The sequence below is a fragment of the Acinetobacter sp. 5862 genome, assembly GCF_024494585.1.
Taxonomy (GTDB): Bacteria; Pseudomonadota; Gammaproteobacteria; order Pseudomonadales; family Moraxellaceae; genus Acinetobacter.
Window position 1 is genome coordinate 1 of the sequence record NZ_JANHGP010000023.1, and the last position, 10,625, is coordinate 10,625.

A 10,625-nucleotide genomic window follows, 5' to 3' on the forward strand; every position below is an offset into this window, starting at 1 on the left:
TATGACAATTTTATATACTCCATAAACCCTTTAAATTAATTAGGTGGTTTATGTCGCACTTCAAGTTTTACTCTGCCGGGTTTATAAATCTTTCGTTTGTGTGGGATGTCCTAGCCGGGTTTTGTAGAGAATCTGATATTAAATTCTCATGTGATCTAGGTTGGGGGTGATTTGTAGATATGTAAACAATCTTTTGGCCAGGTTCATCAAGCTTAGTTAATAGACTTTCCTTCATGTAGCTCTCTTGATCCAAGAAATCTTTTTTTAAGTCCGTGTCAGTCGATAACCATTTATCTAAGGTTAAATGTGGTCGTGCCATTTTACAATTCATAAATATTTACTTAACATTTATATATCAGTAATTAAATATTAAGTAAATATTAATTATGCATTAACTGTTAAAAAAACAAATTTCAATTATCATTTCATGCCTATCATTATTGCTGTAAAATACATATACCCAAAGGAGAACTTGGTGTGTGGGAATTTTTAGCATGATTATTCAGGATTCTGAACAGCGCTTTTTGGCGCTATTTATGGCTTTCTATCAAAGGGTGGAGGGGCAAATTTCAGCCTATGCTTTTTGGGCATTAATCACGTTTATCAGAAATTTTGGAGTCGGAAGTACATCATTGCCACTCGGTGAATTATCAAAAGTGATCGGCATACAGGTTAAAAAATTACGGGGTGTATTGAATGAGTTGGAACAACAGGGAATATTAAAAATAGATTTTCCTGAAACTGGAAAAAGGTCTAGAGTTCGTCATTTACAACTTAATCTTACTTATATAAGGCTTGATTCAGCCACGTCTATTGAATGGTTAGAAAATAGTAATAAGCGTATGGTTAGGCAGATCCCTTTATTAAAATTAATTCAGACTTTATTTATAAAGAGTGATGGCATAAGTATTAGCAATTCACCTAAAAAAATAGAGATCGACTGCTATCTTGATTATCGAAGTTATCTTGTTTTATTACGGTTGCTTTACGGTGCAGACTCGTTTGGGGTTGTTATAGGGTGTGGAATTGGTGAAATTGAGCGAGCCACGGGTTTAAGCAAACAATCTATTTATCGCGCTATACAGCAGCTTAAAAAAAACGGATTTATCCGCTGCCAAGCGGATGGCGCAATTCGAAATAGTTTTATTCAAACAGAGTCTCCAATATACGCTTTAAACCTTTCGCATAGGTTTTGGGGGGATGCTGCGATCTACGGCAAATTTTATATTTTGAAGTACCCCCAGCCGCATGTTTTTGAAGTTCAGAAAGTGGCCTCTATTTTTACTATGCTGAATCCAAAGAGCGACTTGTTGTCAAACACTAAAAGTGAAGATTCAGGTGTTGGCTTGAAGGTGTTGAATTGCAAAAACTATTATTTGTTACATGATCCTTTGTGCTGGATGAAACCGTTTATTCTTCGGTCTCGTGATGCTGTAGGTTATGCAAATTATGTTTTGTTACAACAGCAGGAAATAATGAAGTTATATGATCATTATGTCGAGCTAAAGCGGTTACATCCAGAGAACCCATTATCAGCGACGTTTTATTTAAAGCCGCATGAAAATATTTTGAAGGATGAGGCGGTTTTGGGTCATTTAGCATCTATCCAGCATACTAAACTCAGCGGGATGAACAACCGCTTAGGTCTTTTTCAAAGCTTGCTTGAACAGTGGTGCTGCCAGATATACAGTCAGAATAAATCGCTTTTTAAAATGCTGAAAGAAGCTAACCCAGTAGTAATCGATGATGAAAGCTTTGAGCGTTTAGGGTGCACAGACTTTCTCTATCCGTATTCATTGCAAGCGACTCAAATCAAAACAATCAAAGAGGATATGACGCTAAAAAATGAGTCTGATAAAATTGAATCAATGATCACCTTCAAGTTAAATGCTGAGCAGTCCAGAATTCATCAGTTTTTAATGGCCCTTATGGATCTAATTGCATATAACCAAATTTATTTTTTTCAGCAATGTATGCGGAAACATTCTGATATTGACCAAAAGCTCAGTGCAACTAAAAGTAGTTTGGAAAGGGTGTTGGTAAATGCAACTGAAATAGTGACGCCTTTTAGGATTTTACCTCGGTCATTTATACAGAATACATACAGTTGTTGCTTTGTCCCTGATCAGCATGCGGAAACTAACAGGTATTTCTTAAGTGAATTGGCGTTTCAAGAACCCTTTCAGGATGGAACTCGCTTTGATTTTCCTACACAGCAAATAACAGAAACTTCACCAACACTGGCAGAACTTAAAGATTACGGACTGCTGCATCACCACTGTTTGTCATTATTCGAATAGTTTTTTGCGCTAAGTTTTTTTGAAAAAACCATTTTTCTGACCTAACTATCGTAACGTTAAACATATAAAAAGCCGAGCTTATCAGAAGGTTTGGAAATCGTGCTGATCGGCTGGGCTATCATTATTGCTTTTGCGCTAAGACGGTTTTATATATTATTAATATATAGAGATTAATACTAATAATAGATTAATGACTATACATCATAGAACTATAAATATTAAATATACCAATACAATTACTCATACAGATAACAAGAACCACGAGACATGTCATACAGATCTGAATACATATCCCAATATGGATGATGCTATGGATCAATAGTTCATGCAGGATGAGAGCACTATTCGATATATGCGGATAGTGGATGACTTGTCCTTACTTGAGATAAGGACTCCATTTAAAAAAATAAGTCGATTGCTTAACTATGACGTGAATCATAGTTAAGGAAGTTCAACGTGTTTCCATTAGATCTGGATCATCAAGCAGGGGTGATGTATACCATTCATCGCTTTGTAGATGTATGTCTTAATTTTGATATTTCAGACGAAGCATTCATTTTTAACTTAGAACGCTTGTATTGCGCATTTGAAGCGTTTAAACAAGAAGGGCTTGAGTATGCAGCATCAATTCGGGCCTTTATTGCAGTCACTGAATACGTCAATAGTCAGCGTGGCATGCTCAGCTTTGCTGAATATCTGACAGGGCTTTCAATAGGGGAAATTAAGGCATTAAGACGAATCCTGCATGCGCATCGAGGGCTGATACGTGATGAGATCAAAAGCTTTGCGAGACGGAAAGAATTGAATCGAGTGGCATTACTTGAGGAGTTCGAAGGCGCAATCAAGGGGTATTATTCGGTTCTAGTGATCAGAGTGGATTTGAGCTATAGCAAGGACAGCATGAGTGAAATTACAGTAAATGACTTCTATCAGCATATTGGAAAACTGCGTGATTTGATCACTGATAAGAATGGATATTTTGATGCACTTTTGACCTATGCGATCGCACTGGAGCAGGGTATAACCAAAGGCTTTCATGCTCATTTAACATTGGTGATTAATAGATCGAAGCATCAGAGTGATTATAAAATTGCTGAGGGAGTGATCGATAAGTGGAAGGAAATCACATTCGATAAGGGTTTTGGGCGGAACATCAACACGACAGCGAATAAAGACAACTACGAGAAGCAAGGTCGTTTAGGTATTGGAGATATTCGTCGAACGACACCCGAACAAGGCAACAATGCTTTGGGTGCAGTTGCTTATCTCAGTGACCCTGATAAATACGAGCAGACGTTATTGGTTAAACCACGAGGGCGTAAAACGTTTTATAAGGGGGATTATCAGCATCATGGTCGCCCAATACCTGATACAGAAGAAAATAGAAGAATCAAAGAATGGGATGCGCAGACCGCTTTAGCAAAGCTGGAAGAGGAGGTTTGGTTTAAAAAATTATGAATGTGCCAGTTCTATGAAATCAATTCATTCATAGGACAACACATGAGTCATTCAGAGTTAGAGTTTGTTACAGCACCGCGTTTAGAGCAGGATGTTTTAGAGTATTACCAAACGATTCGCTTTGCCCCGATTCCAGAAGGTGTTCATTACGAAGATCATCAAAAAAATATAGATCAGGAGTTTAAACGTAAGCTGTCTGGTTATTTTTCAGCATGGCGCAGAATGATGGCCGTTGGCATTCATGAGCATTTGTCTTTTTCCTTTTGGGCAGACAAGTTATTTCAGGCTTACTGCAGTGTATTACAGGAAGAGCAGATTCGGTTCTTTGAGGTCACGGCGCAAAGAAGCGCTGGTTTTTATATCGATAAGATCGTAAAGCGGCTGAGAGGGCTGTTTGAAAGCACCAGCTTAACTGAAGAAATGCATAAGCTGAATGAGCGCTACGAGAAGCGGATTGAAAAGCTGAGAGAATCCTACCGTAATACAAGCCAGATCTATCCCGATGCTGCGGATTTAAAGCTGGAACTAAGTCTAAATGAGGGTGGAAATGAAATTATCGATTTGCGACAGTTAGAGCGATTTTTATCAAATTTCCAAAAAAGTCTAGCGGCTGAGTATTGGTATAGAACACAAGCCATTTACCGCTTTTATCAAATTGTACGGGATGATGTTCAGCAGCGTTATGTGATCCACTTTTATCTGAGCTTTAACCGATCGCTCTATTCTGATCCTTTGGGATATTGCAATGATATCAATGAGCACTGGATGAAGGCGACTGGATATCTTGGCACATGTGTTTATCCAGAAATGCATCATCAGCTTTCCGATGCTGATGCACAAAACGCGCTGAGGATTGATCGGATCATGCAAGAAGAAGCGGGTTGTCCTTTGGGTGCATTAAATAGCATGCCGGAGAATCAAACGGGTCAGTTTGGGCTTCCGAATAGAATCTGCATTTACCCTAAAGGATTTAAATGGTTTGATGGAACACCTGTACGGCGCTGAAAATTTATATCAGAGTCCTGCACTTGCTTGACGCTCTACAGCGTGCAGATTATCCTTAGCCTGCTGACCTACATCGTCAGCGGGTTTTGACAGACCCTTACCTAAGAACATCAAAAAGTAATTTTTTGGTGGCGAACTCGTTCGTCCCTCCTGCGTTGCGGTAGGACGGGGGAGGGACGCCTTCGGGCGTGCTGATTCTTAGGTTCAGTCTGTCAACCCTTTCTCGTTCTGCCACCATCAATTGACAGTGGTTGTGGTTGAGCTCTATTACCTAAGGAGTACGCCATGCGCTTACATCAATACCGTCTTTTACATTTCTCTTTTTTCATGTTTGTGCCGTTGGGTGATTAGACCTGATGCCGTGCAGTCAATGCATAGCTGTGTCCATGACTTTCTAAGAATAAAACTTTTTCAAGTACATATTACCGATATGAAGATGAATCTCTCATGCTGTTTTGAGGGGCGTAGATTTGTGTGCTTTATCGTCTATAACACTTCAAAAAAACATAGATATTCATTCCAGCATTTATGACATGGGGAACACTGCGTCTGATTAAGACCAGTGATGCCTATAAAAAAGAGAAAATGATGATGTTTAAAACTTTCCTAAAAACGACTCTGATTTCATCACTACTTGCAGGCGCATCATTGGCGCAGGCAGGCTGGTTTGCACAAGCCAGTGAATCCTACCTTGTTCAAGCACGTCATACAGGTGGTGGGGTTTATCAATGTCTTTATAAAACCAATCCTGGCAACCGTGGTTGGCGTAATTTCACGGTGAACTTTCAAGGTGGTTGTCCACGCTTTGTTTACTTTAATGCGCAGAATGGTCAAGTCACTGTGCCCAACTAAATGAGGGGAACATTCAAATGACCCAAAAAACCATATTGGGCTTGGCGGCAATCTTAGCCCTGACCTTGATCAGCATCGCAGGCTTCTACTTCTTTAGCCCTAAACACGCAACTGAAAAAACGGTTCCAGCCAGTACGTCTGAGGTCAGCTCTGCACAACCTTTAGAATCCGCCAGTTCAGAAGCAGTATCCACTGAGATTGCAGCGGCAGAAGTGGATGGCATCGATGTCAAAGAATTGACCACGGGAAGCAAGCGTTTGAGTCCATCAGATCATGAACCTGAATTGCTGAGTTTTGAGTTTGATCAAAACCTTAAGGCGGTGGATACCTTACTGTCGATGCTGCCTTATGATGAACTGCCTGAATTTGAGCAGGACAATATAGACAAGTATCAGCGCTATATCTTTGCCAAAGCCGCAAAAGATACAGGCAAATCAGTGCAAGACTTTAGCTTGCAAGAACATGGCGCACTGGAGTCGGAGCAAGCGGGTAATCGCTACTACGTTTATAAATTTGATAACGGCACAGACTGTGAAATCCATTTGGCCAGCATTGATTTAAATACAGGCGATTATGGCGTGAGCTATAACTACTGCTAAGGATGAACTAGATGAAGCAACTTTTAAAACCCTTACTCATCGCAGTGACTACAACGACAGGCATCATGTTGAGTGGCTGTAATGCAGGTCTTGATCCAAACACGTTTACGGTCGAACTCGATGTAATTGATACCAGTAACTGGTATGCCCAAAATCAATCCGCTACGGTATTGACCATCCGTTCCAATATTGCAGAGCCTATCGATGTCAGCCATGTTTCTGTCAATCATGGACAATGTCGTTATGAAGGCTATCGTCGATCATTGGAATATCCGCAGCATTTTAAGATGGGGCAACGTTTAAGACTAAAATTAACAGACTGTAGCTACAGTAATGTGGTGCAGGTTGATGTCGAAACAGATAAAGGCACTGCAAGCTATAGCTTCCAATAGCGACTCTCCTCGACAAAGCAAAATTTAAATCAAACCGTGTCCTCAATGGGCACGGTTTTTTTATGTCCTCAATTCGCTCTTCGCACTGAATTCATTTCGCAAGGAATACCCATGTCTTTTATTCGATGTCCCTACTGTCAGTCTACCCAGGTCAGACAAACCGATTCAGGCAATGCGCATGCCAATTATTTTGAGCAACTACAACGTTGTATCTCACCAACACAGATGGCGATGTTTGGCATGCAACTTGCCAAAAAAGCAGGATTACCACCTTTTGCAGGTGCAGCCGTTGGGGTCGTGGTGGGAGGCGTACTGGTGGTGGTGAGCCAGTATGCCTTTGAAAAGTACTACAGCAATGCCGAGCAGTATCTCTGTTTGGATTGCCAACAAGCGTTTGCATGGGTGCCGTAATCGTATCTCTGACTTAACACGGTTACATCTTTCACTTTTATTTGAGGAATAATCAAAATGGCACATCAAATTGAACAAATGGCGTATGTCGGTCAAACCCCATGGCATGGTCTAGGCAATCAACTTAGCCAAAACCAACCGATTGAAGTCTGGGCACAACAAGCAGGTATGGATTGGCGTATCGAATCCTCTGATGTCAGTTACATGGCGAAAAACCAACGTGGACAAAACATCATCTTACCTTTTGAAGAACAACGAGTGCTGTATCGTTCTGATACCCATGCACCTTTATCTGTGGTGAGTCAGCGCTTTCAAGAGGTGCAACCCAAAGACATCTTAGAGTTCTATCGTGATCTGACTGAACAATCAGGCTTTGAGTTGGAAACCGCAGGCGTACTGAAAGGTGGGAAGAAATTCTGGGCATTAGCCAAAACTGGACAGACCTCAGCACTGAAAGGCAAAGATGTTAGCAATGGCTACATTCTTTTAGCGACGGCGTGTGATGGTACCTTGGCGACTACTGCACAATTCACTTCTATTCGTGTCGTGTGTAACAACACGCTAGCCATTGCACTAAAAGCACACAACAGTACATCGAATAATACGGGTGTGGTCAAAGTCCCGCACAGTACTCGTTTCGATGCTGAAAAAGTCAAACAGCAATTGGGCATTTCAGTCCGAGCATGGGATGAACACATGTATGAAATGAAGCAACTCAGTCAACGTAAAGTCACGCAACAAGAAGCAGCCGCTTACTTTGATGCAGTGTTTAATAACAGCAATCTCAGTATTGTTGAACAGGATGAAAGCATTATTCAGTTTTATCGAAATGCAGCCATGCCGAATCAAACAAACTCATCAAAAGCCGACAATAAAACCGAACCGAATGGACGCGCTATGTCTAAAGTGATGACCATGTTTAACGGACATGGGCGTGGGGCAGAACTCAGTTCAGCCAAAGATACGGCGTATGGTTTGTTATGCTCAATCACGGAATTCGTCGATCACGAAAGACGTGCCATGAGTACAGATCATCGACTGGATTCCGCATGGTTCGGAGCAGGGGCCGCGATTAAACAACGCGGTTTAGAACAAGCACTCAGAATGGTGGCATAAATTCAGTTTCAGTTAAGCACGCTATATTAGCCTAAGCAATAACACCCTTCGCCACATTCCTCAGATGTGGCTTTTTTTATGCCTGAAATTCAGCTTTTACATATTTCATAACGATAGGATCAATACACCATGCAGAGTCATACCCATATTCAGAACAGTTTAAACCATCCACCCTTATTGCCTTATGTACCTCAGCTTAATCCAAACCAAAACCCACCAACCCAACAGATCGAGGTAGGTACCCGAAGTAAACGTCATCCATCTAATCCAGCTCAAACTAAACAACCACGCAAAAGCAGAACACCTGTTGCTAAACGCTTAGTTAACACCAAGCAACTCAATTACCAGCAATGGCTTGAAGTCAGAAAGCAAGGGATTGGCAGCAGTGATGCTGCAACGGCCTGCGGACTGAATCCCTATATGTCGATGCTCGAACTCTGGATGATTAAGACAGGACGCATGCAACAAAACATTGAAGATGAAAGTGCAGGCTATGCACCACTTTATTGGGGTAAACAGCTCGAACCTTTAGTAGCTGAATACTACAGCATGCATACCAATCATAAAGTGCGTCGTGTCAATGCCGTGCTACAACACCCCGATGAAGACAAACACTTTATGTTGGCGAATTTGGATTATGCCGTGGTCGGTACCGATGAAGTACAAATTTTAGAGTGTAAAACCGTAGGGGAATATGGTGCAAAGCTATGGCGAGATGGCGTGCCTTTATATGTGTTGTGTCAGGTACAACATCAACTGGCAGTGACAGGCAAACAAGCCGCGCATATCTGTGCCTTGATCTGTGGACATGAAACCCGAATCTATAAAGTCAGTCGAAATGAAACCGTGATTCAGCACATCATCAATGCGGAACGTCACTTCTGGCAATGTGTTGAATCAGGTATTCCACCGAGTGTCGATGCTTCGGATTCCGCAGCCAAAGCATTGCAACAACTTTATCCAGAGCAGATCCCTTTAACCGTAGAAGACCTCAGCCAAAATGAACAAGCCAACTACTTATTTAATCAATTACTTGAGGAGCGGCACAAAGTTGAACAACACCAACAGTATTTCGATGAGTTAAAACATCAATTACAAATGATGATGAAAGATGCAGAACGAGCTGTGTTTACAGGTGGTTCAGTGACATGGAAGAAATCACAGGACTCAATCAGCTTAGACAGTAAAGCACTATTGAAACAACACCCTGAATACCTACAGCAGTTCCCACAAACTAAAGTAGGTACACGGCGTTTTCAGATTTATCCGAATGGTGGATAACTCATTCTTTATCCACATTTACTACCTAACACTACCAAACCAAAACCAATCGATCCCATACCCCAGCAGGTGTGGGATTTTTTATGTCCATTTTTTATTTAAAGGAATTCATTATGATTAAAGGTTTAGCAATTACACCACCCGTACTGGGTCGTATTAGTATCGGCAAGGTTGTCGAAAAGAATGGTAAACGTGTCCCTGAAAAAGATGATCAATTTACCATTACCAGCCAAATCCAAGGAAAAGATGGGTGGATTAAACACCCCTTGGATGAGCAATTGCGTAGTCAAGCACCGAATCAAAAGCTGCGTAGCATCCCTGTACGTATGATCTTCAATGACCCTGAACTCAATCTTCGAGCTGAATATAGTTTATTTGACCGACAGACAGGACGCCCGATTTGTGTGGGGAATGGTCAGACGTGTCAGCGTATGACATCACAAGGTGTAGAGCAACATCCTTGTCCATCCCCCGACTTATGCCCACTTGGACAAGGTGGACATTGCAAGCCTTATGCACGCCTGCATGTCAATTTAGGTGAAGCAGATGAGTTTGGGACTTTTATTTTCAGAACCACAGGCTTTAACAGTATTCGCACTTTGGCAGCACGTTTGAATTACTATCATGCGGCATCAAGTGGTTTGTTGTCGTGTTTACCATTGCAGCTCACCTTGCGTGGAAAAAGTACCACCCAAAGCTATCGTCAGCCCGTGTATTACGTAGATTTAACGTTACGGGAAGGTGTGGATTTGCAATCCGCGATACAGACAGCCAAGGAGATTGACCAACAAGGTAAGCAGGCAGGGTTTGATCAGGCGGCATTAGATCAGATTGCGCGGCAGGGTTTTGCCAATGCCAAGTTTGAGGTGCATGCAGAGGAGGGGATGGAATTGCTAGAGGAGTTTTATCCAAACAATGACAGTGCTGTAGATACAGAGCATTCAGCGCAATTGGGCTATGTGCATGAGATTCAGCAGGGGTTGCAGCGATCAGTCAGACCCGTCAACTAATCGATTGGTTGGAAAAGAGCAACTTTCTAGGTTGCTCTTTTCTTTACGACAGTATTAGTCGTGGGAGTTGTCAAAGTACTATTTTAGCTATAGTTATCCCGTTAAAATGATAAACCTGAATTAATCTCTATTTTTTTTGTTAAGTGCATGACTTTTAATAGGTCGTAGATATGCTAACTTAGCAACATTGTTTAACATTAA

General features: G+C 41.4%; 10 protein-coding genes. All 10 read left to right on the top strand.

Features of this window, described 5'->3' with window-relative positions; all coding sequences use genetic code 11:
- Positions 1-494 precede the first annotated feature (494 nt).
- Positions 495-2,300 carry a hypothetical protein gene (locus NO346_RS04185; protein WP_136143700.1) on the top strand — a complete coding sequence of 602 codons (1,806 nt, stop codon included), beginning with the start codon at positions 495-497 and terminating at the stop codon, positions 2,298-2,300.
- Positions 2,301-2,756: 456 nt separating this feature from the next.
- Positions 2,757-3,758, top strand: a complete 1,002-nt coding sequence (locus NO346_RS04190; protein WP_241336477.1) for an inovirus-type Gp2 protein — start codon at positions 2,757-2,759, stop codon at positions 3,756-3,758.
- Between the two features lie 42 nt (positions 3,759-3,800).
- Entirely contained in the window at positions 3,801-4,763 is a 963-nt protein-coding gene (locus NO346_RS04195; RefSeq protein WP_256414372.1) for a hypothetical protein, read from the top strand.
- A gap of 591 nt (positions 4,764-5,354) precedes the next feature.
- Positions 5,355-5,615 carry a hypothetical protein gene (locus NO346_RS04200; protein WP_075400249.1) on the top strand — a complete coding sequence of 87 codons (261 nt, stop codon included), beginning with the start codon at positions 5,355-5,357 and terminating at the stop codon, positions 5,613-5,615.
- A 17-nt stretch (positions 5,616-5,632) separates the two neighbouring features.
- Positions 5,633-6,214: a hypothetical protein gene (locus tag NO346_RS04205; protein ID WP_075399982.1), complete on the top strand. Its 582-nt coding sequence runs from the start codon at positions 5,633-5,635 to the stop codon at positions 6,212-6,214.
- 11 nt (positions 6,215-6,225) lie between these two features.
- Positions 6,226-6,606, top strand: a complete 381-nt coding sequence (locus NO346_RS04210; RefSeq protein ID WP_201897704.1) for a hypothetical protein — start codon at positions 6,226-6,228, stop codon at positions 6,604-6,606.
- A 111-nt stretch (positions 6,607-6,717) separates the two neighbouring features.
- Complete coding sequence (locus NO346_RS04215; protein WP_065388149.1) at positions 6,718-7,017, top strand: hypothetical protein; 300 nt, start codon at positions 6,718-6,720, stop codon at positions 7,015-7,017.
- A gap of 57 nt (positions 7,018-7,074) precedes the next feature.
- Positions 7,075-8,133 (top strand): DUF932 domain-containing protein, encoded by a 1,059-nt coding sequence (locus tag NO346_RS04220; RefSeq protein WP_256414374.1) that lies wholly within the window; start codon positions 7,075-7,077, stop codon positions 8,131-8,133.
- Between the two features lie 129 nt (positions 8,134-8,262).
- A complete protein-coding gene (locus tag NO346_RS04225; protein WP_256414375.1) occupies positions 8,263-9,414 on the top strand; it encodes a YqaJ viral recombinase family protein in 1,152 nt (383 codons plus the stop codon).
- Between the two features lie 113 nt (positions 9,415-9,527).
- Complete coding sequence (locus NO346_RS04230; protein ID WP_256414376.1) at positions 9,528-10,424, top strand: hydrolase or metal-binding protein; 897 nt, start codon at positions 9,528-9,530, stop codon at positions 10,422-10,424.
- Positions 10,425-10,625: the final 201 nt, after the last annotated feature.

Bases quoted from the DNA above. Each gene is read 5' to 3' on its own strand.
- NO346_RS04220 (WP_256414374.1), top strand. From the start codon at position 7,075: ATGGCACATCAAATTGAACAAATGGCGTATGTCGGTCAAACCCCATGG.
- NO346_RS04205 (WP_075399982.1), top strand. From the start codon at position 5,633: ATGACCCAAAAAACCATATTGGGCTTGGCGGCAATCTTAGCCCTGACC.
- NO346_RS04215 (WP_065388149.1), top strand. From the start codon at position 6,718: ATGTCTTTTATTCGATGTCCCTACTGTCAGTCTACCCAGGTCAGACAA.
- NO346_RS04195 (WP_256414372.1), top strand. From the start codon at position 3,801: ATGAGTCATTCAGAGTTAGAGTTTGTTACAGCACCGCGTTTAGAGCAG.
- NO346_RS04225 (WP_256414375.1), top strand. From the start codon at position 8,263: ATGCAGAGTCATACCCATATTCAGAACAGTTTAAACCATCCACCCTTA.
- NO346_RS04200 (WP_075400249.1), top strand. From the start codon at position 5,355: ATGTTTAAAACTTTCCTAAAAACGACTCTGATTTCATCACTACTTGCA.
- NO346_RS04210 (WP_201897704.1), top strand. From the start codon at position 6,226: ATGAAGCAACTTTTAAAACCCTTACTCATCGCAGTGACTACAACGACA.
- NO346_RS04185 (WP_136143700.1), top strand. From the start codon at position 495: ATGATTATTCAGGATTCTGAACAGCGCTTTTTGGCGCTATTTATGGCT.
- NO346_RS04230 (WP_256414376.1), top strand. From the start codon at position 9,528: ATGATTAAAGGTTTAGCAATTACACCACCCGTACTGGGTCGTATTAGT.